This window comes from Pseudomonas sp. S30_BP2TU TE3576, from assembly GCF_050436025.1.
GTDB lineage: Bacteria > Pseudomonadota > Gammaproteobacteria > Pseudomonadales > Pseudomonadaceae > Aquipseudomonas.
On record NZ_JBNDLK010000001.1, the window covers coordinates 1,371,431 to 1,396,849 of the forward strand.

General features: G+C 59.1%; 21 protein-coding genes and 4 tRNA genes. 10 read left to right on the forward strand and 15 right to left on the reverse strand.

The window, feature by feature from the left end; translation table 11 throughout:
- The first annotated feature begins 228 nt into the window (after window positions 1-228).
- Complete coding sequence (locus tag ABIA48_RS06190) at window positions 229-2,031, forward strand: di-heme-cytochrome C peroxidase (protein WP_429487420.1); 1,803 nt, start codon at window positions 229-231, stop codon at window positions 2,029-2,031.
- Window positions 2,032-2,059: 28 nt separating this feature from the next.
- Window positions 2,060-3,196 carry a catalase family protein gene (locus tag ABIA48_RS06195; protein ID WP_429487421.1) on the forward strand — a complete coding sequence of 379 codons (1,137 nt, stop codon included), beginning with the start codon at window positions 2,060-2,062 and terminating at the stop codon, window positions 3,194-3,196.
- Window positions 3,197-3,330: 134 nt separating this feature from the next.
- Here ABIA48_RS06195 and ABIA48_RS06200 read toward each other — a convergent pair.
- The 4 genes from ABIA48_RS06200 to ABIA48_RS06215 all read right to left on the reverse strand — a co-directional run bounded on the left by ABIA48_RS06200 (window position 3,331) and on the right by ABIA48_RS06215 (window position 3,869).
- A tRNA-Asp gene (locus ABIA48_RS06200) sits at window positions 3,331-3,407 on the reverse strand.
- A 15-nt stretch (window positions 3,408-3,422) separates the two neighbouring features.
- A tRNA-Val gene (locus tag ABIA48_RS06205) sits at window positions 3,423-3,498 on the reverse strand.
- 199 nt (window positions 3,499-3,697) lie between these two features.
- Window positions 3,698-3,774, reverse strand: a tRNA-Asp gene (locus ABIA48_RS06210).
- 19 nt (window positions 3,775-3,793) lie between these two features.
- A tRNA-Val gene (locus ABIA48_RS06215) sits at window positions 3,794-3,869 on the reverse strand.
- 159 nt (window positions 3,870-4,028) lie between these two features.
- On the opposite strand from ABIA48_RS06215, the gene rdgC reads away from it, so the two are divergent.
- From rdgC to sugE, 3 genes are all read left to right on the forward strand, one after another.
- Complete coding sequence (rdgC, locus tag ABIA48_RS06220) at window positions 4,029-4,949, forward strand: recombination-associated protein RdgC (protein WP_007969735.1); 921 nt, start codon at window positions 4,029-4,031, stop codon at window positions 4,947-4,949.
- 147 nt (window positions 4,950-5,096) lie between these two features.
- On the forward strand, window positions 5,097-6,062 hold the full coding sequence (locus ABIA48_RS06225; protein ID WP_008001225.1) for a bile acid:sodium symporter family protein: 966 nt from the start codon (window positions 5,097-5,099) through the stop codon (window positions 6,060-6,062).
- 119 nt (window positions 6,063-6,181) lie between these two features.
- Window positions 6,182-6,496 carry a quaternary ammonium compound efflux SMR transporter SugE gene (gene sugE, locus ABIA48_RS06230; protein ID WP_007977599.1) on the forward strand — a complete coding sequence of 105 codons (315 nt, stop codon included), beginning with the start codon at window positions 6,182-6,184 and terminating at the stop codon, window positions 6,494-6,496.
- 182 nt (window positions 6,497-6,678) lie between these two features.
- Here sugE and ABIA48_RS06235 read toward each other — a convergent pair whose 3' ends face one another.
- The 4 genes from ABIA48_RS06235 to ABIA48_RS06250 form a co-directional block, all read right to left on the reverse strand.
- Complete coding sequence (locus tag ABIA48_RS06235) at window positions 6,679-7,596, reverse strand: IS110 family transposase (protein ID WP_429487394.1); 918 nt, start codon at window positions 7,594-7,596, stop codon at window positions 6,679-6,681.
- 246 nt (window positions 7,597-7,842) lie between these two features.
- The gene (locus tag ABIA48_RS06240) at window positions 7,843-9,717 is read right to left on the reverse strand and encodes an MFS transporter (protein ID WP_429487422.1); all 1,875 of its coding nucleotides are present in this window, start codon (window positions 9,715-9,717) and stop codon (window positions 7,843-7,845) included.
- A gap of 96 nt (window positions 9,718-9,813) precedes the next feature.
- Window positions 9,814-10,965 carry a TDT family transporter gene (locus ABIA48_RS06245; protein ID WP_429487423.1) on the reverse strand — a complete coding sequence of 384 codons (1,152 nt, stop codon included), beginning with the start codon at window positions 10,963-10,965 and terminating at the stop codon, window positions 9,814-9,816.
- Between the two features lie 127 nt (window positions 10,966-11,092).
- Window positions 11,093-12,283 (reverse strand): MFS transporter, encoded by a 1,191-nt coding sequence (locus ABIA48_RS06250; RefSeq protein ID WP_429487424.1) that lies wholly within the window; start codon window positions 12,281-12,283, stop codon window positions 11,093-11,095.
- A gap of 114 nt (window positions 12,284-12,397) precedes the next feature.
- On the opposite strand from ABIA48_RS06250, the gene ABIA48_RS06255 reads away from it, so the two are divergent.
- Window positions 12,398-12,934: a TetR/AcrR family transcriptional regulator gene (locus tag ABIA48_RS06255; protein ID WP_204932242.1), complete on the forward strand. Its 537-nt coding sequence runs from the start codon at window positions 12,398-12,400 to the stop codon at window positions 12,932-12,934.
- Between the two features lie 216 nt (window positions 12,935-13,150).
- Window positions 13,151-16,621 carry a hybrid sensor histidine kinase/response regulator gene (locus ABIA48_RS06260; RefSeq protein ID WP_429487425.1) on the forward strand — a complete coding sequence of 1,157 codons (3,471 nt, stop codon included), beginning with the start codon at window positions 13,151-13,153 and terminating at the stop codon, window positions 16,619-16,621.
- 112 nt (window positions 16,622-16,733) lie between these two features.
- Here ABIA48_RS06260 and rmuC read toward each other — a convergent pair whose 3' ends face one another.
- Both rmuC and ABIA48_RS06270 read right to left on the reverse strand, forming a co-directional pair.
- Window positions 16,734-18,098, reverse strand: a complete 1,365-nt coding sequence (gene rmuC / locus ABIA48_RS06265) for a DNA recombination protein RmuC (RefSeq protein ID WP_177318959.1) — start codon at window positions 18,096-18,098, stop codon at window positions 16,734-16,736.
- A gap of 175 nt (window positions 18,099-18,273) precedes the next feature.
- Window positions 18,274-18,597 (reverse strand): sel1 repeat family protein, encoded by a 324-nt coding sequence (locus ABIA48_RS06270; RefSeq protein ID WP_429487426.1) that lies wholly within the window; start codon window positions 18,595-18,597, stop codon window positions 18,274-18,276.
- 1,006 nt (window positions 18,598-19,603) lie between these two features.
- Between ABIA48_RS06270 and ABIA48_RS06275 the strand changes: the two genes are divergently transcribed.
- From ABIA48_RS06275 to ABIA48_RS06285, 3 genes are all read left to right on the forward strand, one after another.
- Window positions 19,604-19,828 (forward strand): hypothetical protein, encoded by a 225-nt coding sequence (locus tag ABIA48_RS06275; RefSeq protein WP_007898912.1) that lies wholly within the window; start codon window positions 19,604-19,606, stop codon window positions 19,826-19,828.
- Window positions 19,829-20,104: 276 nt separating this feature from the next.
- Window positions 20,105-20,587: a hypothetical protein gene (locus ABIA48_RS06280; protein WP_007984504.1), complete on the forward strand. Its 483-nt coding sequence runs from the start codon at window positions 20,105-20,107 to the stop codon at window positions 20,585-20,587.
- 146 nt (window positions 20,588-20,733) lie between these two features.
- Window positions 20,734-22,005, forward strand: a complete 1,272-nt coding sequence (locus ABIA48_RS06285; RefSeq protein WP_007984506.1) for an OmpP1/FadL family transporter — start codon at window positions 20,734-20,736, stop codon at window positions 22,003-22,005.
- A gap of 85 nt (window positions 22,006-22,090) precedes the next feature.
- Here the strand turns inward: ABIA48_RS06285 and ABIA48_RS06290 are convergent, their stop codons facing one another.
- The 5 genes from ABIA48_RS06290 to ABIA48_RS06310 form a co-directional block, all read right to left on the reverse strand.
- Window positions 22,091-22,657, reverse strand: coding sequence for a glutathione peroxidase (locus ABIA48_RS06290; RefSeq protein ID WP_429487427.1), 567 nt, complete (start codon window positions 22,655-22,657; stop codon window positions 22,091-22,093).
- Window positions 22,658-22,713: 56 nt separating this feature from the next.
- On the reverse strand, window positions 22,714-22,836 hold the full coding sequence (locus ABIA48_RS06295) for a hypothetical protein (RefSeq protein WP_007984510.1): 123 nt from the start codon (window positions 22,834-22,836) through the stop codon (window positions 22,714-22,716).
- The gene (locus tag ABIA48_RS06300) at window positions 22,833-24,041 is read right to left on the reverse strand and encodes an MFS transporter (protein WP_429487428.1); all 1,209 of its coding nucleotides are present in this window, start codon (window positions 24,039-24,041) and stop codon (window positions 22,833-22,835) included. Before ABIA48_RS06300 ends, ABIA48_RS06295 begins: the two co-directional genes overlap by 4 nt.
- 52 nt (window positions 24,042-24,093) lie before the next feature.
- On the reverse strand, window positions 24,094-24,498 hold the full coding sequence (locus ABIA48_RS06305; protein WP_429487429.1) for a MarR family winged helix-turn-helix transcriptional regulator: 405 nt from the start codon (window positions 24,496-24,498) through the stop codon (window positions 24,094-24,096).
- Window positions 24,499-24,685: 187 nt separating this feature from the next.
- Complete coding sequence (locus ABIA48_RS06310; protein WP_429487430.1) at window positions 24,686-25,417, reverse strand: adenosylcobinamide-GDP ribazoletransferase; 732 nt, start codon at window positions 25,415-25,417, stop codon at window positions 24,686-24,688.
- Window positions 25,418-25,419: the final 2 nt, after the last annotated feature.

Sequence of the window (25,419 nt, forward strand, 5' to 3'; positions counted from 1 at the left end):
AGCCGCGAGCTTATCAGGCCGCCACGACCAATGGCTACCGGCATAAGAGCTGGAAACGATTGATAAGTTCAGGTGTTTAAACGCATTTCACAATTCGGCTGATGAAGCTTCTTTCATCTTGCTCCGAAGGTGGCTGACTCGGAACCTGCAACATTTGACGTAATGGCCTCTTGCCGCACCTGCGGCACTCGGGCATAACGGCATGATAATTCGACACGGATGTTTATCTTGCGCCTCTTCTTTCGCTTGCTGATTCTTATCGCAGTACTGCTCGGGCTGGTCTTGGCCGTGGTTCTTTACTACGTCGCCAACCCGAAATTGCCGGCCTGGTCGCCTGCACAACAGGTGCATTACCTGGAGCAATGGAGCGCTGCCGACCGAGAGACTTATTACTTCACACCCCAGGGCACTCAGGTCAAAGGCTTGCGCTACGACTGGTTCACCGCCCTCGAACTGCCCTTCTCGCAGCAACGCTTCGCCACTCCCGAGTACCTTGCCCGCTTCGGTTTTCTGGTGGACCCCGGCCAGAAACCGACACCGAATAACCCCGGCAACCTCCCGGCAGGCTTTACCCAACACCAAAATGCAGGGAGCCCGGACAAGTTTCTGGATATCACCTGCGCGGCTTGCCATACCGGTGAACTGCGTTTCAAGGGCCAAGCCGTGCGTATCGACGGCGGCGCAGCGCAGCATGTGCTGCCGTCCAGCGTCCCTACACTCAAAGGGGGCAGTTTCGGACAAGCGCTGGTGGCCAGCCTGGTCTCGACCTACTACAACCCATGGAAATTCGAACGTTTCGCACGCAACGTGCTGGGGCAGGACTACGAGACGCGCCACAATCAACTGCGCAATGAATTCAAATCTTCACTGGATACGTTCCTCAGAGTGGCCTGGAACGACACCCACCGCGGGCTCTATCCGACCGAGGAAGGCCCGGGGCGCACAGACGCCTTCGGGCGCATCGCCAATGCCAGCTTCGGTGATGCGATTTCCCCCGACAACTATCGCGTGGCCAATGCCCCGGTCGATTATCCGCAGTTGTGGGGCATGTGGACATTCGAATGGGTGCAGTGGAACGGCTCGGCGAAACAACCGATGGCCCGCAACATCGGCGAGGCGCTGGGCGTCGGTGCCACGCTGAACTTCTTCGACACGAACGGCCAGCCACTGATGGGCGATGCCCGCTACCCTTCCAGCGTGCGCGTGCGCGATCTGCACCTCATCGAAGAAACCCTGCAACGACTCGCGCCACCGGCCTGGCCGGAAGATCTGTTAGGCGCGGTCAACAAGCCTCTGGCAGCAAAGGGTCGCGCCTTGTTCGCCGAAAACTGCGCGGGTTGCCATGTACCGCGTACCAGCCAGGGCGAGGGGCGATATGTCCAGCACCTGAAAATGGTCCCGGTGGATTACATTGGCACAGACCCTGGTGCGGCCAACAACATCGCCGACCACCGCTTCGACCTTACAGCGTTGCAATGGAAGCAGGCGGAACTGGAAAAACTTGATGTAGAGCCAAAACCCACCGAGCCACTGGACCTGAGCAAGATGTCCGTGGCCAAGGGGCTGGCCTATGTCACGGCATTTGTCCGGGACCGCGCGTATCGAGACGCCAGCATTACCCCTGCCGAACGTCCTGAAATGGACGGTTTCGGACTGCCGATCGGTGTGCGCGAATTGCGCTCATACAAGGCCAGGCCATTGGCGGGTATATGGGCGACAGCGCCATTTCTGCACAACGGTTCGGTACCGAGCATTTATCAATTGCTGTCGCCTCAGGATGAGCGTGCGACCACGTTCTACAAAGGCACTTTCGAATACGACCCGGAACACCTCGGCTACCGCACCGAAGCCATTACCAATGGTTTTCTGTTCGACACGCGAATCACCGGCAACCACAACAGTGGTCATGAATTCCGTGCCGGCAAACCCGGCAATGGCGTGATCGGCCGCGGGTTGCAGCCGGAAGAACGCTGGGCACTTCTGGAGTATCTGAAAGTGTTGGGCGGACCGCTGGAAGGGCAATTGCCATGACCACAGCCTCAGTCAAAAGGACGTGTCCATGCTGATAACTCTCTGGCTGCGCCTGGGCGCCTTCCTCGGCAAACTGTTGTTGTGGTTGCTGGGTCTCGGAGTACTTGGCTGGGCATTGGCCACCGCCTGGTTTGCCTGGCAGCATCGTGGACCGGTCTCGGCGCAGGAGTTGATTCCGGACGCTGAAGCCGCAATGACCCAGGACATCATTCAGACCGCCGTACGCATCGTCGATCAACACCGCGAAAGCACCCGCTACCTGCGCGACGCCCATGCCAAGGCCCACGGCTGTGTGAAGGCCGAGGTTCAGGTGCTGCCGGAATTACCAGGCGAACTGCGCCAGGGCGTGTTCAGCGAGCCGGGCAAAACCTGGCAAGCGACGATGCGCCTGTCCAACGGCAATGCCTACCCGCAGTTCGATAGCATCCGCGATGCCCGGGGCATGGCGATCAAACTGTTCGATGTGCCTGGCAAGCCACTGCTGAGCGACCAGCCAGGCCGAGGCGAACAGGACTTCGTGATGTTCAGTCACCCGAACTTCTTTGTGAGTAATGTCGCCGAATACCGTCAGAACGTCGCCGCCCAGGCCGACGGTAAAAAGATGATGGCTTTCTTCCCCGGCCGGGATCCGCGCACCTGGCAGGTTCGCCACCTGTTTATTGCCCTGGCGACGCTGTCCCCTGCCCCGTCGAGCCCGACCCAGGCGACTTACTTTTCGGTTTCACCCTACAAGTTCGGTGAAGCCAATGCGAAGTTCCGGGTCTTGCCCGATCCGGCAAGCTGCCCGACCTACAATCTGCCCGAACAGAATCGCAAGCTGCCAAACTTCCTGCGCAATGCGCTGAACCAGCAGCTGTCAACTGACCGGGTACCCGCGTGTTTCGTTTTGCAAATCCAGCGACAGGACGCCAACAAGTACATGCCGATTGAAGACACCAGCATTGAGTGGCGCGAGAGCGATGCGCCCTTCGAGACCGTGGCACGGATCAATGTGCCGGCGCAGGACTTCGATACACCGGCACTGAACCTGCAATGCGACAACCAGTCATTCAATCCCTGGTTCGGTATCGAAGCACACCGCCCCATCGGCGGTATCAATCGCCTGCGCAAAGCCGTGTATGAAGCCGTCAGCGACTACCGTCACAGGCGCAACGCCGAGCAATAAACCGTCAGAAATGAAAAAAGCGACCCCAAGGTCGCTTTTTCATTGATGCCTGGCCAAATCCAGGACAGCAAAAAGCCCGCACAAGGTGGGCTTTCTGTGGTGACCTGGCGTTCAGTGTTCCAGGTTACCGAATATGGCGCAGCGGACGGGACTCGAACCCGCGACCCCCGGCGTGACAGGCCGGTATTCTAACCGACTGAACTACCGCTGCGCGTAGCGTTGAAAGTGGTGGGTGATGACGGGATCGAACCGCCGACATTCTGCTTGTAAGGCAGACGCTCTCCCAGCTGAGCTAATCACCCTTTACCTTCGTTGCGGGGCACATTATGCCACAGGTTTTTATAAAGTGTTGATTTAATTGAAGTTTTTTTCAAAAAAATCTAAAAACCGGTGAAACGATGCAACCCACAGGAACAACAGTCAAACATGAGGCAGAAAAAAACCCGCCTAAGCGGGCTTTTCCGTGGTGACCTGGCGTTCAGTGTTCCAGGTTACCGAATATGGCGCAGCGGACGGGACTCGAACCCGCGACCCCCGGCGTGACAGGCCGGTATTCTAACCGACTGAACTACCGCTGCGCGTAACACTGAAAACGAATGGTGGGTGATGACGGGATCGAACCGCCGACATTCTGCTTGTAAGGCAGACGCTCTCCCAGCTGAGCTAATCACCCTTCGCTTCGGTGTGGCGCGCATTCTACGGAGCGACCCAACCTCTGGCAAGCACTTTTTAAAATAATTTTCTCAGGCCTTCCAAAGGCTTAGAGAAAGGTTGGCCTATGGCACGGCGAAGACAATAATGCCCCCCTTTGTATAAAGGAGAGTCTCACCCCATGTGGTTCAAAAACCTGCTTATCTATCGCCTGACCCAAGATCTGCCTGTTGATGCCGAGGCGTTGGAAACTGCACTGGCCACCAAACTGGCGCGTCCATGTGCAAGCCAGGAGTTGACCACCTACGGTTTCGTCGCGCCATTCGGCAAAGGCGAAGATGCACCGCTGGTGCACGTCAGCGGTGACTTCCTGCTGGTGTCCGCGCGCAAGGAAGAACGTATTTTGCCGGGCAGCGTCGTGCGTGACGCGGTCAAGGAAAAGGTCGAAGAAATCGAAGCCGAGCAAATGCGCAAGGTCTATAAGAAGGAACGCGATCAGATCAAGGATGAAATCATCCAGGCCTTCCTGCCCCGCGCCTTTATCCGCCGCTCGTCGACCTTCGCCGCCATCGCGCCGAAACAGGGCCTGATCCTGGTCAACTCGGCCAGCCCGAAACGCGCCGAAGACTTGCTGTCGACCTTGCGCGAAGTGATCGGCACCCTGCCGGTGCGTCCGCTGACGGTAAAAATGTCCCCGACCGCGACCATGACCGAGTGGGTCACCACGCAGAAAGCCGCAGACGATTTCTTCGTGCTGGACGAGTGCGAACTGCGCGACACCCACGAAGACGGCGGTATCGTGCGTTGCAAACGCCAGGACCTGACCAGCGAAGAAATCCAGCTGCACCTGAGTACCGGCAAAGTGGTCACTCAACTGTCCCTGGCCTGGCAGGACAAACTGTCGTTCGTCCTCGACGACAAGATGGTGGTCAAGCGCCTGAAGTTCGAAGACCTGCTGCAAGATCAGGCGGAACAGGATGGCGGCGACGAAGCACTGGGCCAACTGGATGCCAGTTTCACCCTGATGATGCTGACCTTCGGCGACTTCCTGCCGGCGCTGGTTGAAGCACTGGGTGGTGAAGAGACTCCGCAGGGGATCTAAACCCTGGTGATCTGAACCTGTGGGAGCGGGCTTGCTCGCGAAGGCGGAGTGTCAGTCGACATCCATATTGACTGACACTCCGCCTTCGCGAGCAAGCCCGCTCCCACATTTGATTTTGTGGTGCTACTTAATAACAAGGATCAGGCCATGCGCGCATTGGCTGCATTGAGTCGTTTTGTCGGTAACACGTTCGCTTACTGGGTACTGATTTTCGCTGTCGTGGCGTTTCTGCAGCCGGCGTGGTTCCTCGGCCTCAAAGGCGCCATCGTGCCCTTGCTCGGGCTGGTGATGTTCGGCATGGGCCTGACCCTCAAACTCGAAGACTTCGCCGAAGTCGCTCGCCATCCATGGCGGGTGGCCTTGGGTGTGGTTGCACATTTCGTGATCATGCCGGGCGTGGCGTGGTTGCTCTGCCAGGTGTTCCACTTGCCGCCGGAAATCGCCGTCGGCGTGATCCTGGTCGGCTGCTGCCCAAGCGGCACGTCGTCGAACGTGATGACCTGGCTGGCCCGTGGCGATCTGGCGCTGTCGGTGGCCATCGCCGCCGTCACCACCCTCCTCGCCCCGTTGCTGACGCCAGCGCTGATCTGGCTGCTGGCCTCGGCCTGGTTGCCGGTGTCGTTCATGGAGTTGTTCTGGTCGATCCTGCAAGTGGTGCTGCTGCCGATCGTGCTGGGCGTGGTTGCCCAACGGTTGCTCGGCAACAAGGTCCGTCATGCGGTGGACGTTTTACCGCTGGTGTCGGTGGTCAGCATCGTGATTATCGTCACCGCCGTGGTGGCCGCCAGCCAGGCGAAGATTGCCGAGTCCGGCCTGTTGATCATGGCCGTGGTCATGCTGCACAACAGCTTTGGCTACCTGTTGGGTTACTTCACCGGACGCCTGTTCAAGTTGCCACTGGCCCAGCGCAAGTCCCTGGCCCTGGAAGTCGGTATGCAGAACTCCGGATTGGGTGCCGCGTTGGCGAGTGCGCACTTCTCGCCACTGGCGGCAGTGCCCAGTGCATTGTTCAGTGTCTGGCACAACATTTCCGGGGCATTGCTCTCCACGTATTTCCGCCGCATGAGTGAAAAGCAGGATCGGGAAATAGCGGCGCAACAGGTCAGTGACTGACTTGAAAACTTGATCCCCGGATTAATGCTGGGCACTATATTGCGCATCGCGAGGACGACCTCGCGGCTCGATCGAGTCATTAATCTGGGGACGACCCCGTCAGACGATGGAGGTCTTTCATGTCCTGGATCATTCTGTTTTTCGCCGGCCTGTTCGAAGTGGGCTGGGCCGTCGGCCTCAAGTACACCGATGGCTTCACCCGCCCGCTCCCCACTGTGTTGACAGTTGCGGCCATGGCTATCAGCCTCGGCTTGCTCGGCCTTGCAATGAAGGAATTGCCGCTGGGTACGGCCTATGCGATCTGGACCGGTGTCGGCGCCGTTGGCACGGTGATCGCCGGGATCATTCTGTTTGGCGAGTCGATGGCGCTGGTGCGGCTGGCGAGTGTGGCGTTGATCATTAGCGGGTTGGTTGGGCTCAAGGTCAGCGCTTAAGCCCCTACCGCTTTCGCGAGCAAGCCCGCTCCCACATTTGATCGCATTCCAATGTGGGAGCAACTGTCTTCCCCCTGCCGCTCGTCACCGCCATTCGGTGCCGTCCCTCAACATGGCATTCAGCCGGATAAGTAGGATCCGCATGCAGGCGATGAGCGCAACTGTCTTCCCCCTGCCGCTCGTCACCGCCATTCGGTGCCGTCCCTCAACATGGCATTCAGCCGGATAAGTAGGATCCGCATGCAGGCGATGAGCGCAACTTTCGCGCTCTTGCCTCGCTCCCGAAGAGCGTCATAGCGTGCCTTGAAGTTTGGCTGATGACGGATTACGACCCAGCAAGACATGTAAAGCGCACGTCTGACGCGGGCTCTGCCTCCGTAGATTTGACGTTTTCCGCTGTGATTGCCGCTGTCGTCGTTGTACGGCGCAATTCCCGCCAAGGCCGCCACTTCACGACGATCAAGCGCGCCCAATTCGGGCAGGTAAACCAGCAAGCTGGCTGTGGCCACCGTACCGATGCCTTTAACGGAAATGAGTCGTTCGGCTTTTTCGGCATCCAGCTCATGCATGCTCTGATGGATGGTTTTATCGAGCTGCTTGATTTGCACTTGCAGGTAGTGAACAAGGCCTTTGATCGCCTCGCTAACAGCGGGTAACTGAACTTGCTGAAGCCGGCGCTTGTTGTCGTCTCGTTGCTGAACAAACTGCTCGCGCAACTGGATCAACTCGCGCAGTGCTTCACGTTCCGGCGAAATGATCTTGTCGCGGGATGCATGCAGCACTTCAGCGAAGTCCGCCAGCACGGCCGCGTCGATGGGATCGGTCTTGGCATTCTTGCCCATGGCCACGGCGAAGGCTCTGGCCCGGCGGGGATTGATTCTAAGCACTTTGAAGTCGGCGCCCTGCAGTGCCGCCATGACCTTGCATTCGTAACCACCGGTGGCCTCCAGCAGAACCCGGTCAACCTCGTACTGGCTCAGGCGCTCAATCAGCTCAACAAAGCCTTCTGACGTATTGGGAAGGTCAAAACCTTCACCCTGAGGTTGAACCCATACAACCAGGTTTGATTTGGAGATATCGATGCCGACCCAGGAAATCATGGCAAAACCCTCTTACACTCAGGAGTGAGAGTGCTCTGGCCTTGCCCACGCTTGTGATTCGAGTGGCGCTCGTCCAACTGTTCGGGCTTATGGGCCAGAGTGGAAAGGTGGATGGCAGCTTGGCTCCCACACGTGCTTTTAGCACCGCGGACTCACAGCTTGCCATTCACCTCTCTCACCCCAGAGCTTATCCCTAGATCTAGACACAAGCGGGCTTGCTCGCGAAGAGGCCCGAACTGTCACCGACTATCTAACTGCCCCGCGCAAATCCCCCACCAACGTCTGCAACTTCACCGGCTCCGCCACCTCAACCGCCACCGCCGGCCCGGCCACCAACGTCACCCGCGACCACAACCGGCGAAACAGCCCTTTATTCGGATCGCGACTGAAGAAGCTCCCCCACAACCCCTGCAAGGCCAATGGAATCACCGGCACCGGCGTCTCTTCGAGAATCCGCATCAACCCACCCTTGAACTCATTGATCTCGCCATCAGCGGTCAATTTCCCCTCGGGGAAGATGCACACCAGCTCTCCGTCCTTCAGATACCGCGCAATGCGCGTGAAGGCCTTTTCGTAGATCTGGATGTCTTCATGACGCCCCGCGATAGGAATCGTCCCCGCGGTACGGAAGATGAAGTTCAGCACCGGCAGGTTGTAGATTTTGTAATACATCACAAAGCGAATCGGCCGACGCACCGCGCCGCCAATCAACAAGGCATCGACGAACGACACGTGGTTGCACACCAGTAAGGCCGCGCCTTCATCGGGGATCAAATCCAGATTGCGGTGCTCGACGCGATACATGGAATGGCTGAGCAGCCAGATCATGAAGCGCATGGTGAACTCGGGGACGATCTTGAAGATGTAGGCGTTGACGCCGATGTTCAGCAACGAGACCACCAGGAACAGCTGCGGAATCGACAGTTTGGCCATGCTCAACAAGACGATCGAGACAATCGCCGACACCACCATGAACAACGCGTTGAGGATGTTGTTGGCAGCAATCACCCGCGCCCGTTCGTTCTCCGCCGTACGTGACTGGATCAGTGCATACAGCGGCACAATATAGAAACCACCGAAGATCCCCAGGCCGAGGATGTCGAGCAACACCAGCCAGGTGTGGCCAAAACCGAGGATTTCGATCCAGCCATGGCCGGCGGCGCTGTCCGCAATTGCGCCGGAATGCCACCACAGCAGCAAACCGAAAACGGTCAGGCCGAACGAACCGAACGGCACCAAACCGATCTCGACCTTGCGCCCGGACAATTTCTCGCAAAGCATCGAACCCAATGCGATGCCGACCGAGAACACCGTCAGAATCAGCGTCACCACGGTTTCGTCGCCGTGCATCCACTCCTTGGCATAGGCCGGGATCTGCGTCAGATAAATCGCCCCGACAAACCAGAACCACGAGTTGCCGACAATCGAACGTGACACCGCCGGCGTTTGCCCCAGGCCGAGTTTCAACGTGGCCCAGGACTGGCTGAAGATGTTCCAGTTCAGGCGCATTTGTGGCGCGGCGGCCGCCGCGCGGGGAATGCTGCGGCTGGCCAGGTAACCGAGCACGGCAATGCCGATGATCGCCGTGGACACCACCGGTGCGTAATGCGCCGAAGACATCATGACGCCGGCGCCAATGGTGCCGGCAAGGATCGCCAGGAAGGTGCCCATTTCCACCAGGCCGTTGCCACCCACCAGCTCATCTTCATGCAAGGCTTGCGGCAGGATCGAATATTTCACCGGCCCGAACAGAGCCGAGTGAGTGCCCATGGCGAACAGCGCCACCAGCATCAGCGACAGGTGATCGAACAGGAAGCCGATCGCTCCGACCGCCATGATGGCGATTTCCCCAAGCTTGATCAGACGGATCAGCGCATCCTTGGCGAACTTTTCCCCGAATTGCCCGGCCAGTGCCGAGAACAGGAAAAACGGCAGGATGAACAGCAGCGCACACAGGTTGACCCAGATAGAGCGGTCGCCCTCGATGGTCAGCTTGTACAAAATGGCCAGGATCAACGACTGCTTGAACACGTTGTCGTTGAACGCCCCAAGGGACTGGGTGATGAAGAACGGCAGGAAGCGCCGGGTACGCAACAAGGTGAACTGCGAGGGGTGACTCATCTTCCATGTGTCCCTGATTATGTAGAGAGTGGCCTGGATACTGTCATTGGAGTATCGAAACTCGATGCAGGCCACACCTTACCTAATCTTTGCCGGTTATTTCTTCAATCCGGCAATGCACGGCGAGACAAACAGCTCGCCCCGCCAGGCACCCAGCACCGTGCGCTTGCCGACGATCAGCCACATCACAGCCAGCAACGTCACCAGCACACAGCCAAACACATTGAAAAACGTCAGGTTCAAGGTGCTGGCCAGTTTCAATGTCGCCAGAGAATAGACGCCCAACGGAAAGGTAAAGCCCCACCAGCCGAGATTGAACGGAATGCCGGCACGCAAGTAGCGCACGGTAATCAGCAGCGCCATCAGCATCCACCACAAACCGAAACCCCACAGGGTGATGCCGGCCACCAGCCCCAATCCTGCCGCAATTTCACCGACTCCCGGCAGACCATTGGCGGAGAAGATCAGCGGTGCATCGCCGCCCAACACCAGCATTCCCAGCGCACCGGTGCCGATCGGGCCAAGGGCCAGCCAACTCGAGGCGGCCATGTTTTCGTGGGGCAGTTTATGCAGGGCCATACGCAGCAACAGAATGGTCAGAATGCTGAAGGCCACCGGCAGGGAAAACGCCCAGAGTACGTAGCTGGTCACCAGCACCACCAGTTGCGAATGAGCGTCGGCCAAATGCGGCGCCAACAGGCCTCCGCTGGCGGCTGCCACTTCCGCCGCGACCACCGGCAACAGCCAGACGGCGGTCATCTGGTCGATGCTGTGCTCCTGACGGGTGAACATCATGTAGGGAATCAGCACGCCGCAGGCCAGAGACATGGCTACATCCAGCCACCACAGCACCTCGGCCAGCGAAATCAGCCCTTCGCCCCAGCGCGGCAGGCCGAAGACCAGGAAGCCATTGATAATGGTCGCCAGGCCCATGGGGATGGTGCCGAAAAACATCGAAACCGTGGAATGGCCGAAAATCCGTCGTGCTTCGTTGAAAAACAGTAGCCAACGCGCGGCGTACAGCGCCGTGAACAGCAGAAACAACGCGATGTTGAACAGCCATAGGGCTTCGGCGAAGGCGTGCAAGGCGGGCATGGCAACCGGCAATTGCGCCACTGCCAACGCCAGCACACCGGTGCCCATGGTGGCCGCGAACCAGTTTGGCGTGAACTGGCGGATCACTTCGCGTGGGTGCTGCAGGTGACTGAACGGTTTGATTCCGGGCTTGATGCTATTGGCGCATGTCATGGCGAACTCCTGTCCTCTCGTGAGGTGGAGCCCATGTTAGATCCGAATAGAATATCTATATAACGGGTAATATCTCTATATGTTATCTACTTTATAGATATTAATTCAGCATCCCCTTGACGCAGTGTTATGAGTTGGCCTCATATGCCCCGCCTGAACGTGGGCGCATCAAACCTGCCAAAGCGCCAAGAGCCAGAAGAATCAACACCGCTCCATAACCGTCGACAGTCGCCACCAAACCGAGGGGTCGGCTCAGGTTCCCGGCCAGCAGCGATGGCAGGCAGAAGGCAAGATAGCTGAGCGCGTAATACGTCGACACCAGCCCGGCACGCTCATGGGGCAAGGCCAGCGGCACCAGACTACGCAAGGCGCCAAGAAAACCGGAGCCGAAACCACATCCTGCGACCAGGGTGCCAAGGAAGAACAGCGGCAGGCTGGCACTGTGCACACCCAGCAAAATCAGCACGACACCCGCTGGCATCATGCTGGCGCCCAATAACAACGCCTTATCGGCGGGTCGGTTGCGCATGCTGTAAATCATCAGCGCACCGGTCAACGTCAATGCGGCAACGGTCGCCCCGCCAATCATGTTCGAGGTCGAGCCCGTGGCCGTGCGCACCAACGAAGGCGCCAGGGAAGCGTAGAAACCGCCGAGAGCCCACAGGGCAGTATTGAGCGGCAGCACCCGCCACAAAGTGGAGCGCGCTTGAGGCGGCACATGCAGAGTAGGTCGCAATGAGGCCCAAACCCCGGCCTGTCGCGAGACGCTCTCCGGCAAACGCCAGACATACAACGCCTGCATCACAAACAAAACCAGCAGCAGCCAGAACGTCAGGTGCAACGGCGCCGGGGCGAACTCGGCTAACGCACCGCAGCCCAACCCGCCAATGGCCATACCGGTCAACGGCGCAACGCTATTGACCAGCGGCCCCCGTTCGCGATCGGTATCCAGTAGCGTTGCGCCCAGCACCGCGGTAGCCATGCCGGTGGCAAAACCTTGCAGCACCCGGGCACTGATCAGCCATGCAACGCTATCGGCGTAGATAAACAGCAGCATCGCCAGGACGTTCAGCACCACCGCAGTGAAAATCACCGGTTTGCGCCCCAGGTAATCCGACAGCGATCCGACCGTCAGCAGCGCCGCCAACAGACTGAGGGCGTAGACGGCAAAAATCAGGGTCAAGGTCGCGGCCGAAAACTGCATCTGCTCCTGATACAGGTGATACAGCGGCGTCGGCGCGGTGGAGGCCGCCAGGAAACTGAGCAAGGTAACGGCGAGAAACCACAGGCTGGCACGATTTGAATGAGATCTGGGCATGAACCTACTCCGCAAAAGCTAAATATTTGCTTTTGCGGAGTGTGCTACTGCCTCCCTCTTAAAGCAAATTCTTTGTGTTAAGGTCCGAGGCATGGCTTTTACAGGAAACCCAGGATGACAGCTCCCACCTTACGCCCGGGCGGACGCAGCGCGCGGGTACAAGAGTCGATTCATTCGGCCGTGCGTCAACTCCTCGAGGAGCAGGACCGCGCCAGTCTGACCGTGCCGCAAATTGCTGCGCGCGCAGGCGTTACACCCTCGACCATCTATCGTCGCTGGGGTGATTTGTCGGCGCTGCTGGCCGACGTCGCCCTCGCCCGCATGCAGCCCGACAACGACCCCACCCACACCGGCAGCCTGCGCGGCGATATTCGAGCCTGGGCGGAACAGTACCTGGACGAAATGAGCTCCGAACCTGGTCGCAACATGCTGCGCGACGTACAGGCGGCTCTCAAGCCAAGTTACTGCGCGACGATCATTGGCGGGCAGTTGCAGACCATCCTCGACCGTTTTCCCAACGAGCCCGTGCCGGGTGTCGATCGGCTGATCAACCTGATCGCCGCCCCCATCGTTTTCCGCATTCTGTTTTCCGAGGCAGCGCTGGAGGTTGAAGAGCTGCACCAATTGATCGAGATTGCATTCAGTCAGTGAGGCCCCCATCGCGAGCAAGCTCGCTCCCACACGGGTTGGCGAATACAGGACAAATGTGGGAGCGGGCTTGCTCGCGAAGAGGCCTGTCCAGACACTGGAAATACCTCTGCGACACCCCGCCACGCCACGACCTTGGTCGACACTGACTAACGCTGGCGGTCGTGCGAGACTGTCTGTCCGGGCGGGATGCCCGAGTGTCTTTTGTCTGGAGTCCCCATGTCGCTGTCCACCGGGCTGATTGCCGCCGTCGCCCTGGCCTATATGGCCATCATGTTCGCCATCGCCTTCTATGGCGACCGTCGCAGCGCGCCCTTGCCGCCGCGTGTGCGAGCCTGGGTGTACAGCCTGTCGCTGGCGGTCTATTGCACCAGTTGGACCTTCTTCGGCGCCGTGGGCCAGGCCGCCGAACAGCTCTGGTCGTTCCTGCCGATCTACCTCGGGCCGATCCTGTTGCTGGTCGGCGCACCGTGGGTCCTGCAGAAAATGGTGATGATCAGCAAACAGGAGAACATCACTTCGATCGCCGACTTCATCGCCGCGCGCTATGGCAAATCCCAGTCGCTGGCGGTGGTGGTGGCGCTGATTTGCCTGGTCGGCGTGTTGCCCTACATCGCACTGCAACTCAAGGGCATTGTGCTCGGCGTGAACCTGCTGATCGGCGCCGGTGCCGACGCCATGGGCACTCGCGCCCAGGACACCGCACTGATCGTGTCGCTGGTATTGGCGCTGTTCACCATTGTCTTCGGTACCCGCAACCTCGACGCCACGGAGCACCACCGCGGCATGGTGTTGGCCATTGCCTTCGAATCACTGGTCAAGCTGTTCGCGTTTCTCGCCGTCGGCGCCTTCGTGACCTACGGCCTGTACGATGGTTTCGACGACCTGTTCGACCAGGCCATGCTGGCGCCGCGCCTCGAACAGTACTGGAAGGAAACCATCAACTGGCCGTCGATGGTGGTGCAGACCGGTGTGGCGATGATGGCGATTATTTGCTTGCCGCGGCAGTTCCACGTGACCGTCGTCGAGAACATCGATCCCCAGGATCTGCGCCTGGCCAAATGGGTATTTCCGGCCTACCTTGCCCTCGCGGCATTGTTTGTCGTGCCGATCGCCCTGGCCGGCCAGATGCTGCTGCCCAGCTCGGTACTGCCGGACTCGTTCGTCATCAGCCTGCCCCTGGCCCAGGCGCATCCGGCGTTAGCCCTGCTGGCGTTTATCGGTGGCGCATCGGCGGCCACCGGCATGGTGATTGTGGCCAGCGTGGCACTGTCGACCATGGTGTCCAACGACATGCTGTTGCCCTGGCTGCTGCGTCGCAACAACGCCGAGCGCCCGTTCGAAGTGTTCCGCCAGTGGATGTTGTCGGTGCGCCGCGTCAGCATCGTGGTCATTCTGCTGCTGGCCTACGTCAGTTACCGCCTGCTGGGCTCGACCGCCAGCCTGGCGACCATTGGCCAGATCGCCTTCGCTGCCGTGACCCAACTGGCCCCCGCCATGCTCGGTGCGCTGTACTGGAAACAGGCCAACCGCCGAGGCGTTTTCGCGGGCCTCGCCGCGGGCACGTTCCTGTGGTTCTACACCTTGATCCTGCCGATTGCCGCCCTCAGCCTCGGCCTGTCCTTGAGTACATTCCCGGGGCTGGCCTGGTTGCACAGCAATCCACTGAACCTGCCAATCACCCCGCTGACCCAAGGCGTGGTGCTGTCGCTGGCAGGCAACTTCACGCTGTTCGCCTGGGTTTCGGTGCTGTCGCGCACCCGGGTTTCCGAGCACTGGCAGGCGGGCCGCTTCATCGGCCAGGAAATCAGTGCACGCCCCAGCGCACGCTCGATGCTGGCGGTGCAGATCGACGACCTGCTGCAACTGGCGGCGCGCTTCGTCGGCGAAGAACGCGCCCGTCAGAGCTTCATCCGTTTTGCCTATCGCCAGGGCAAAGGCTTCAACCCGAACCAGAACGCCGACAGTGAATGGATCGCCCATACCGAACGCTTGCTGGCCGGTGTGCTCGGTGCGTCTTCGACCCGCGCGGTAGTAAAAGCCGCCATCGAAGGTCGGGAGATGCAACTGGAGGACGTCGTGCGGATCGCCGACGAAGCCTCTGAAGTCCTGCAATTCAATCGAGCGTTGCTGCAAGGGGCTATCGAGAACATTACCCAGGGCATCAGCGTGGTCGACCAATCGCTGAAACTGGTGGCCTGGAACCGTCGCTACCTGGAACTGTTCAACTACCCGGATGGCTTGATCAGTGTCGGTCGACCGATTGCCGACATCATCCGCTACAACGCCGAGCGTGGCCTGTGCGGCCCCGGTGAAGCCGAAGTGCACGTCGCCCGTCGCCTGCACTGGATGCGTCAGGGCCGGGCCCATACCTCCGAGCGCTTGTTCCCCAACGGCCGGGTGATCGAATTGATCGGCAACCCGATGCCGGGCGGCGGCTTCGTCATGAGTTTCACCGACATCACCCCGTTCCGCGAAGCCGAATACGCGCTGACCGAAGCCAACGAGGGCCTGGAGCAGCGGGTGGCGGAACGTACCCGTGAACTGTCGCAGCTTAACGTGGCCCTGACCGAAGCCAAGGGCACCGCCGAAGCGGCCAACCAGTCTAAAACCCGCTTCCTGGCGGCCGTCAGCCACGACTTGATGCAACCTTTGAACGCTGCTCGACTGTTCTCCGCAGCCCTGACCCATCAGGAGGAGGGCTTGTCCGACGAGGCGCAAAAACTGGTGCGGCATCTGGACAGCTCACTGCGTTCAGCTGAGGACCTGATCAGTGACTTGCTGGATATTTCCCGCCTGGAAAACGGCAAGATCAATCCGGATGCCAAGCCGTTCGCGCTAAATGAATTGTTCGACACCCTCGGCGCCGAATTCAAGGTACTGGCCCGGGAACAAGGGCTTGAGTTCCGCGTCCGGGGCAGCAGGCTACGTATCGACAGCGACATCAAACTGTTGCGGCGGATCTTGCAGAACTTCCTGACCAACGCTTTCCGCTACGCCAAAGGTCCTGTGCTATTGGGGGTTCGCCGGCATAAGGAAGCATTGAGCCTGGAAGTCTGGGACCGTGGGCCGGGTATCCCGGAAGATAAACAACAGGTGATTTTCGAAGAGTTCAAACGCCTCGACAGTCACCAGACCCGGGCCGAAAAAGGCCTCGGCCTGGGGCTGGCGATTGCCGACGGGCTCTGTCGCGTGCTCGGCCATACCTTGCGCGTACGCTCCTGGCCGGGACGCGGTAGCGTATTCAGCGTCAGCGTGCCGCTGGCCCGGGCGCAAACCTCAGCGCCGGTCAAAGCTGCCGAGCTCAATGGCAAATTGCTCAATGGAGCGCAGGTGCTGTGCATCGACAACGAGGACAGCATCCTGATCGGCATGAACAGCTTGCTCAGTCGCTGGGGATGCCAGGTCTGGACCGCACGCAACCGTGAGGAATGTGCAACGCTGCTGGCCGAAGGTGTACGCCCGCAATTGGCCCTGGTGGATTACCACCTCGATCATGGCGAGACCGGAACCGATTTGATGGCCTGGTTGCGCACGCAAATGGGCGAGCCGGTTCCAGGGGTGGTGATCAGCGCCGATGGCCGGCCGGAGACAGTCGACCAGGTGCATGCCGCGGGGCTGGATTACCTGGCCAAACCGGTGAAACCGGCGGCGTTGCGTGCGTTGTTGAGCCGGTATTTGCCGTTGTAACGCGCAAGAATTGACCTTTGCGGTGGCGCGACTGCCGCCATCGCGAGCAAGCTCGCTCCCACAGGGGTACGCGGTCAACTGTGGGAGCGAGCTTGCTCGCGATGCTTTTCAGCTACTCCGGCAACTCTACCAACCCATCGACATCGGTCATCGCCCGCTCCAGCAAGTCCGCCGGCAGGCTCTTGCTCGCCCGCGCGCCCAGCAGCTTGAGCTGTTCACTGCGACTGACCAGGTTGCCACGCCCTTCTGTCAGCTTGTTGCGTGCCGAGCTGTAGGCCTTGTCCAGTTGCTGCAGGCGATTGCCAACTTCATCCAGGTCCTGGATGAACAGCACGAACTTGTCGTACAGCCACCCGGCCCGTTCGGCGATTTCCCGGGCATTCTGGCTCTGGCGCTCCTGCTTCCACAGGCTATCGATGACGCGCAGGGTCGCCAGCAACGTGGTAGGGCTGACGATCACGATGTTGCGATCGAATGCCTCCTGAAACAGTGTTGGCTCAGCCTGCAACGCGGCAGAAAACGCCGCTTCGATCGGCACGAAGAGCAACACGAAATCCAGGCTGTGCAAACCGTCGAGGCGCTTGTAATCCTTGCCGGCCAGGCCTTTGACGTGATTGCGCAACGACAGCACGTGCTGCTTGATGGCGATCTGGCCGATGGCCTCGTCCTCAGCCGCAACGTATTGCTGATAGGCCGTCAGGCTGACCTTGGAGTCGACCACTACCTGCTTGTCGCCTGGTAGATAAATGATCACATCCGGCTGGAAGCGCTCGCCGTCCGGTCCCTTGAGATTGACCTGAGTCTGGTACTCGCGCCCCTTCTCCAGCCCCGCGTGCTCAAGCACACGCTCAAGAATCAGTTCACCCCAATTGCCCTGGGTCTTCTGCCCTTTCAAGGCACGGGTCAGGTTAGTGGCTTCATCGCTCAAACGCAGATTCAACTGTTGCAGGCGCTCCAGCTCCTTGGCCAGGGAGAAACGCTCACGAGCCTCGTTCTGATAGCTTTCCTCGACACGCTTTTCGAAGGACTGGATGCGTTCCTTGAGTGGATCGAGCAACTGCCCCAGACGCTGTTGACTGGTTTCGGCAAAACGCTGCTCGCGCTCATCAAAAATTTTCCCCGCCAGCTCGGCAAACTGCGCCCGCAGCTCGTCTCGCGAGCCTTGCAGGTCATTAAGGCGTTGCTGATGACTGTCCTGTTGCTCGCGCAATTCGGCGTTGAGCGACGCGGCCTGGGCATCCAGGCGACGCAATTCTGCTTCTTTTCCGGCGCGTTCGATATTCCACGCATGGGCGGCGTCCCGGGCGTCATCGCGCTCGATCTGCAGCAAGTCGACTTCACGACGCAGTGCTGCCAGATCAGCCTGTTTGGCGGAGTTGGCCTGGGTCAGATCAGCGATTTCATCGCGGCTGGACTCGAGTTGTGCATTCAAGCCGTCCTGCGCCAGTTGCGCCATGGCCAGGCGTTCCTGCAGCAGTGCAACGTCTGCATGCATAGTGCTGGCCCGACGCTGAAGTTGCCAGGCCAATACCAGCAACGGCAACCCTGCCGACGCCAGCCCCAGCAATACGCTGGTCAAGTCCATTGCCATAGCCACTCCTGCCATTCGGATAAAGCCTGAAGGTTAACCAAGGCGTCCGGTCTTGGACAGCTCAGTCTTCGATCAGCCCCAGTTCCTGTTGAGCGCGGCGATCGCCTGCCCGAGCGGCCTGACGCAGCAGCTCCTGACCGATCCGGCGGTCCCGGGCATTCCCGCATTCGCGGCACATCAACTGGCCAAGGCGGCTTTGCGCAGCCACCACGCCTTCACGGGCCGGTTGCTTGAGCAGACGTCCGGCGATGTGTTTGACGTTAGGGTTTTCGCCCAGGTGCGGGCTGTCCAACAGCCACTCTGCCACACGCATGGAAAAGCGCTTGGAAGGGGCAACAGAGGGTGGTGTGGAGGAAGAGGAAACGGAGGCTGAGCGAAACTTCATAAAGCACTGTGGGGTAGATCGGAAGGCGCGCAACTTTACTCTCTTTTTCTTACAGGTAAAGCTGAAAATATCCCGGCACGCCCGTCCTAGAGCAAGCGCTCGGGACAATCCACAGAAGCTGTGGATAACTCAGTGGACAACCGCCCCTGAACCGGCTCAAAGCCCTGTGGAATGGGGCCCGCAGTCAAACTGACGATTTTTTCACCAGTAAAAAAAAGCGATGTTTTTCATTGACTTAAATTTTGGTTACAGGCAGCCATGGGACTTGAACATGAGATGACAGCGGGGTGACAGAGTGCGCAACTAATGTGCACAAGTGCCTTTGCGACGGTTATATCCACGCACTTTTTCGGCGCGTTTTTTGGTCATGCCTGGGGATAAACCTTGGCAAACCCGGTGTTTAGACGGCTGCGTTGCTACCAACGTCGATGACCAATGGTCGGATTTTGTTCTGCTACAGGGCACAGCAATCGCAGACAGCGCAGCTTCATACGCTTGGCTACAAGACAAAACTGCCCGATCGGGCACCTGCCGGGAAATTCTTTTTGCTAACACACTTCCCTTGGCCAGTTCAATCCGTTACTATCCGCGGCGTTAGTACCAAGCTGAAAGTCAATTCTGGTCGAACAAATCTCCCCGGTCAGCCTTCCCAACGGAAGCCTCCACCGAACAAGCGGGATCGACCACCTCGATGGTTTCCAGGTAAATCTTGCGCCAACACAACCTTTGAATCGAAAGCAAAGGGTGTTGCTCCGCCTGCCTACTCTGCTCGAACCAACCTGCAAATTGATCAGGATCTTCACCCCGGGCCCAGAACCTTAGCCCTTGATGTGTTGCCTGCCCTCCTAAGTACCTACCTGCCAGCCCAAGCGCGCCAACTTGTCAGCGCTTCAAACTGGCTGCTTTGTTCCAGTCGGGTTCTTCGTTCGATCAATGGTGGTCGTCGTCACTGGAACGTTTTAACTTTGCACGGTTCTTATCCGTGTCGCTTGTAGGAACACCAATTATGTCCACTCAAATCCACACTCAGGATGCCATTCGCACCCTAACCAACGCTTTTGCACCGATGAACTGCCTGATCATGGCCGCTCGCAAAGGCTGCTTCAGCTTCACCCTGGTCAACGAACACGGTATCGCTCGTCACAGCGAACGCCTGTACCCCGATCAATACTCCAGCGCCGAGCCGCTGCAGGCCGTGATCGAGCGTACCCGTCAGGCACTGGTAGCCTGAAACGCCAGAAAGGCTGGAAACCCGAAAGCCCTGCCCGAAAAGCAGGGCTTTTTATTGCCCCATGTTTCCCATCCACCGCACAACGACTAAGCACGATCCGATATAACGGTTATAACTGGTCGCTGGAAATATTTTAAAAACAGGCCTTTACAGCGCGAATATGACACTACACTTCAACTCAAGCGGCTTGACCCGCTTGCGGCGAGCCTGAGCCGATTCACTGCTGCCAAGCCCCGCTTTCAGGTATCGCCGTCCATTTCAGGTTTCGAGGGTTTTATGGGTATCGCTGCCAGCGAACTGTGCCGTTATGTGATTCGTCCGACCCTGATCTACCTCGGACGTCATAGCGCTACTGCCGAATCCCTGCTGCTGGGCATTGCCGCCAGCCAGTCCGCCCTTGGTTCCGCCCTGCATGACCGCCGCGGGCACGGCCTGTACCGCATCGCCGAGCCCCGCCACCAGGCCCTTTGGGACCATTACCTGGCCCTTGATCCGGAGCGTGCAAGCCTGGTCCGCGGACTGGCCAGCCAGCATGCGTTTCTGAGTGGTCCGCACCTCGAATTGACCGTCAACCTGCGTTACGCCACGGCCATCGCCTGGCTGCTGGTGGAAGAACAGAATACCCCCCTCCCCGCCCCGGATGATTTGTTGGGTATGGCCAGAATCTGGCGCCAGACATTTCAGCCCCAGGGGCGTCTGCGTGATTTCACCTGCGCCTGGCAAACCTGTGTCTCCCCCCTGAATCAGGTAGCCTGCTGACACCTCTGGATCCAAAGTTCGCGCATCATGCCGCGATTTTGGTCGGATTGTCCTACAAAACCGCTCTAAATCAAGGCATACAGGCTATGGCGCCGGGACGAAAATGTTGGTAGTTTTCGCCCCGGTGATCACCAGGAGTTCTAATAATGAAAAAAGTCATGCTCAAAACCACCCTTAGTCTTGCCGTTGCCTTGGCATCCACCCAGATCTTCGCGAGTGGCTTTGCCCTCAACGAACAGAGCATCAGTGGAATGGGGACTGGTTTTGCGGGACGCTCTTCATCTGCCGATGATGCAAGCACTGTTTTTGGCAACCCTGCCGGCATGTCGCGAATCAAGCGCCAGGAAGTCACTGGCGGGATCGCAGCTATCGATGCCTCGTCTGATATCAAAGACGCCCAAGGCGCCCACCCGGGTACCAACAAAGGCGACATGGTGCCATTCACAGCCGTTCCGATGGGCTATTACGTCAAGCCAATTGATGATCACTGGGCATTCGGCCTCGGTGTCTACGCACCTTTTGGTCTGATTACCGACTATGAAAATGGCTTCCAGGGTGCCGGTTTCGGCAGCAAGAGTGAAGTCAAGGTTGTCACCTTCCAGCCTACCGTCAGCTACGCCTTTAACGACAAAGTATCGATTGGTTTCGGCCCGACCATCAACCGCATTGGCGGCACTCTGGAGTCGGATGTACCTCTTTTTGGCGATACCCACGTCAAAATCAAAGGGGATGATGTCGCTCTTGGTTACAACTTCGGGGTCCTGGTACAAGCAACAGACACCACTCGTGTCGGCCTGACCTATCACTCGAAAGTGAAATACAAGATTGAAGGCCATACCGATATCACTGCAGGCGCAAATTCACCTTCCGCCTTCCTGAAAAGCAATCGATACGATGCTTCGCTGAAAATCGAAACACCTGAATCTGTCGACTTCTCCGTGACACAACAACTGACGGATGCGTGGACCCTTTATGCAGGTTCCACCTGGACTCGCTGGAGCCGTTTGAAAGACATCACCGTCAACAACGACGGCGTAACGGCGGCACAAGGCGGCGCATTGTCCCCGGCCCTGTTCGGCACCATTACGGAAGAGCAGAACTGGCACAATACCTGGGCCTACGCCATCGGTACCTCCTACCAGCTGAATAAGCAGTGGGTATTGCGCACCGGCCTGAGCTTTGACCAGTCGCCTACCAACAATACCGACCGATCCCCACGTATTCCTACAGGTGACCGCACAATCTTCAGCCTTGGCGCCGGCTACAACGTCACCGATGATCTGACCATCGACGTCGCCTACTCCTACCTGAAGGAAGAAGCTGTCAAGGTGAATCACTCAAACCTCGTAGACAGTTACAGCGCCAAGTACGAAAACAGCGCCAACGGTTTCGGTGTCGGTGCGACCTACCGCTTCTGATGATTCCCGGCGAGCCTGAACCGCTCGCCATCGGAATCAAAAAAGCCCCGCTCTCCTCACGGAGGCGGGGCTTTTCATTTGCAGGTCAGGGGGTTGAAACGAGCGGTGGCGAAGCCAGGGCTTTTTCTACTGCGGCGATGAACTCGGGATCATCCGGTTTGGTCAGGCTGGAGAAGCTGGCGATCACCTTGCCCTGGCGATCCACCACGTACTTGTAGAAATTCCACTTCGGCGCGCTGGTTTGACTGGCGAGGACCTTGAACAAGTGCGTCGCCTCTTCGCCACGAACCTTTTGCGGCTCGGTCATGGTGAAGGTCACGCCATAGTTGACGTAGCAGACCCTGGCAGTCTCGGCGCCATCCTTTGACTCCTGCTTGAAATCGTTGGACGGAACGCCAATCACCTCCAGCCCTTGACCCTTGAAGCGCTGGTTCAGCGCCTCAAGGCTTTTGAACTGCGGAGCAAAGCCACAGAAGCTTGCGGTATTGACCACCACCAACGGTTTGCCGGCGAAGCGCTGGCACAAATCGATGGATTCCCTGGCATGCAACTTGGGCAAAGAGCCTTGCAAAAGATCCGGGCAATCTGTCGCGTGAGCCAACCCGGTAAACGCGACCAGTAACGCAGGAACGGCAAGCCAGCGCATCAACATGTCTGGACATCCTTGAAAAATCATCAGGATTCGACGTTACTCGCCCCGCCGTCCCCCTAGCAAGTCCCCATGCCCAACTGCAAAAGCGCCAGCCCGCCCTGATGCCAGCCCCACCACGTCAGGGCAAGCAGCAAGGCGAGGACAGCGAAAATCGTGATTCGGGGCCAGAGACTGTTCATGCCGCACTCATTTGTGTTTGCAGGCGCGCCACCGGACGTTCACGCACCGGCCAGTTCAGGGCGGCAGCCAACAGACTGAGAAGAATCGCTACCTGCCAGATCAAGTCATAGCTGCCAGTACGATCGTACACCACGCCACCCAACCAGCCGCCCAGGAACGAACCGAGCTGGTGAAACAGGAAAACAATCCCACCGAGCATGGACAGGTTTCGCACACCAAACAAGGTCGCCACCGTGCCGTTGGTCAACGGCACCGTCGACAGCCACAGAAAGCCCATGGCCATGCCGAACAGATAAGCCGTCGTGGTCGTCACCGGCGCCCACAGGAACAACGCAATGACCACCGCCCGCAACACGTACAAACCGGTGAGCAAACGCGGTTTGGACATCCGCCCGCCGAGCCACCCGGCGGTATAGGTGCCGAAGATGTTGAACAGGCCGATCAGCGCCAGCACCGTGGTGCCGACCGTGGCCGGTAGATGCTGGTCCACCAGATAGGCCGGCAAGTGCACACCAATGAACACCACCTGGAATCCGCAGACAAAAAAACCGAACGCCAGCAGCCAGAATCCGGAATGGGAGCAGGCTTCGCGCAGCGCTTCGCCAAGGGTTTGTTCGTGGCCCATGACGGGCAGCGGCTTGTCCTTGAGCATGCTCACCAGCGGCACGATCAACGCCACCAGCAAGCCCAGCGCCAGCAGCGCCGCGGACCAGCCAAGCCATCCAATCAAACCGAGTGTGCCGGGCAACATCGCGAACTGGCCGAACGAACCGGCAGCACTGGCGATCCCCATACCCATGCTGCGTTTTTCCGGCGGTACTGCGCGGCCGACCACCCCCAGTATCACCGAGAACGACGTACCGGACAGCCCAATGCCGATCAGCAGGCCGGCACTCAGGGACAGGGTCATCGCCGAGTCGGAGAGCCCCATGCAAATCAGCCCGGCCGCGTACAGGACGCCACCGATGAGCACCACTTTCGCCGCGCCGAAGCGGTCGGCCAGCGCGCCGGTGAACGGCTGAGCGAGCCCCCAGATCAGGTTCTGCAAGGCGATGGCGAAGGCAAAGACTTCGCGCCCCCAACCGAACTCGGCGCTCATCGGCGCCAGAAACAGCCCGAAGCCATGTCGAACGCCCAGAGACAACGCAAGGATCAGCGCACTCCCCAACAGAACCCAGCCGCATGTACGCCACATCGATGTCATTGTTGTTCTCCGTTAGCGGGTATATACCCGCTTAAGTTCGAAAAAACCGGCATCACGCCAGTTCGTCCAGCAGCTTCAATAAGATTTCGCGCTTCTCGGCGCCCAGGCGATCGATCAAGCGTTGCTGCGCGGCTTCCCAGGCCGGCAAGGCAGCCTTCAAGCGCTCTGCCCCGGCCTCGGTCAGCAGGACGATACGGTTGCGCATGTCCTCGCCCTCGATCAGAGTCACCAGGCCTTCACCTTCCAGCACCCGCAAATTGCGCCCCAAGGTGCTGCGATCCAGCCCCATGGCCTCGGCCAGGGTCGAGATGCTCGGCTGATCCAGACGCTGCAGATTGCACAGCAAAGAATACTGCGCAACGTTAATCCCGAAGCCGTCGAGAGCGCCGTCGTAATGCCTGCTGACGCCACGGGCGGCGCGACGCAGGTTGATGCATAAACATTGGGAATCGAGCATGGTGCGTGTATATACCCGTGAGTGTGTTAAATCAAGTTACAAGGGAGTGGCGCCTGTTAGATCGCTATCGCGAGCAAGCTCGCTCCCACAGAGATTTTCGGTGTGCTCACTGTTTTGTTAACAAAACAGAAACCCTGTGGGAGCGGGCTTGCCCGCGAAGAGGCCAGAACATTCACCACTACGGCGTTCAGACCAATGCCAATCCAACCAACACCCCTGCCTCCAGCAACTCCAGCATTGCCCCTGCCGTATCGCCCGTCGCTCCACCGAGCCGCCGCAGCATCACCTGCCGCAGCCAGACAAACCCGAGAACCGCCAACACCACCGCCACCACACCACTCAAACCGGCAATCAGCACACAAGCCAGTGCACTGACCGCCAACACCTGCTTACCCGCCGAACGCGGAAGATGATCGGCCAATGCCTGACCCAGGCCACCGGCGCGCACATAGGGTGTGGCCAGGAACAAGCCGAGCAATGCGCTGCGACCTATCAGCGGTACGATGATCAATGCCAGCGAATGCGGCTGTTCGATCAGCGCCAGCAGCGCGGTGAATTTAAGCAGCAACACCAACACCAGCGTCACCACGGCGATCGGCCCGCTACGCGGGTCTTTCATGATGGTCAGTGTGCGCTCACGATCGCCAAACCCACCGAGCCAGGCGTCGGCACTGTCGGCCAGGCCATCCAGATGCAACCCGCCGCTGAGCAGCACCCAAATACTCAGCAACAACGCCGCGTGCAACAACGTCGGCGTGCCCAGCAGCAGCCAGTTGAATGCCCACAGAATGACACCAAAGAGTAATCCCACCAGCGGATAAAACAGCAGCGACCGCCCCAACGCCTGAGGCTCAGGCATACCGGGCAGGCGAACCGGCAGACTGCTTAGAAATTGCAGGGCGATCCAGAATGGCAGCATGG

Excerpts from the sequence above, each read along its gene's own strand:
- ABIA48_RS06195 (WP_429487421.1), top strand. The coding sequence starts at position 2,060 with ATGCTGATAACTCTCTGGCTGCGCCTGGGCGCCTTCCTCGGCAAACTG.
- rdgC (WP_007969735.1), top strand. The coding sequence starts at position 4,029 with ATGTGGTTCAAAAACCTGCTTATCTATCGCCTGACCCAAGATCTGCCT.
- ABIA48_RS06225 (WP_008001225.1), top strand. The coding sequence starts at position 5,097 with ATGCGCGCATTGGCTGCATTGAGTCGTTTTGTCGGTAACACGTTCGCT.
- sugE (WP_007977599.1), top strand. The coding sequence starts at position 6,182 with ATGTCCTGGATCATTCTGTTTTTCGCCGGCCTGTTCGAAGTGGGCTGG.
- ABIA48_RS06235 (WP_429487394.1), bottom strand. The coding sequence starts at position 7,596 with ATGATTTCCTGGGTCGGCATCGATATCTCCAAATCAAACCTGGTTGTA.
- ABIA48_RS06240 (WP_429487422.1), bottom strand. The coding sequence starts at position 9,717 with ATGAGTCACCCCTCGCAGTTCACCTTGTTGCGTACCCGGCGCTTCCTG.
- ABIA48_RS06245 (WP_429487423.1), bottom strand. The coding sequence starts at position 10,965 with ATGACATGCGCCAATAGCATCAAGCCCGGAATCAAACCGTTCAGTCAC.
- ABIA48_RS06250 (WP_429487424.1), bottom strand. The coding sequence starts at position 12,283 with ATGCCCAGATCTCATTCAAATCGTGCCAGCCTGTGGTTTCTCGCCGTT.
- ABIA48_RS06255 (WP_204932242.1), top strand. The coding sequence starts at position 12,398 with ATGACAGCTCCCACCTTACGCCCGGGCGGACGCAGCGCGCGGGTACAA.
- ABIA48_RS06260 (WP_429487425.1), top strand. The coding sequence starts at position 13,151 with ATGTCGCTGTCCACCGGGCTGATTGCCGCCGTCGCCCTGGCCTATATG.
- ABIA48_RS06270 (WP_429487426.1), bottom strand. The coding sequence starts at position 18,597 with ATGAAGTTTCGCTCAGCCTCCGTTTCCTCTTCCTCCACACCACCCTCT.
- ABIA48_RS06275 (WP_007898912.1), top strand. The coding sequence starts at position 19,604 with ATGTCCACTCAAATCCACACTCAGGATGCCATTCGCACCCTAACCAAC.
- ABIA48_RS06280 (WP_007984504.1), top strand. The coding sequence starts at position 20,105 with ATGGGTATCGCTGCCAGCGAACTGTGCCGTTATGTGATTCGTCCGACC.
- ABIA48_RS06285 (WP_007984506.1), top strand. The coding sequence starts at position 20,734 with ATGAAAAAAGTCATGCTCAAAACCACCCTTAGTCTTGCCGTTGCCTTG.
- ABIA48_RS06290 (WP_429487427.1), bottom strand. The coding sequence starts at position 22,657 with ATGTTGATGCGCTGGCTTGCCGTTCCTGCGTTACTGGTCGCGTTTACC.
- ABIA48_RS06295 (WP_007984510.1), bottom strand. The coding sequence starts at position 22,836 with ATGAACAGTCTCTGGCCCCGAATCACGATTTTCGCTGTCCTCGCCTTG.
- ABIA48_RS06300 (WP_429487428.1), bottom strand. The coding sequence starts at position 24,041 with ATGACATCGATGTGGCGTACATGCGGCTGGGTTCTGTTGGGGAGTGCG.
- ABIA48_RS06305 (WP_429487429.1), bottom strand. The coding sequence starts at position 24,498 with ATGCTCGATTCCCAATGTTTATGCATCAACCTGCGTCGCGCCGCCCGT.
- ABIA48_RS06310 (WP_429487430.1), bottom strand. The coding sequence starts at position 25,417 with ATGCTGCCATTCTGGATCGCCCTGCAATTTCTAAGCAGTCTGCCGGTT.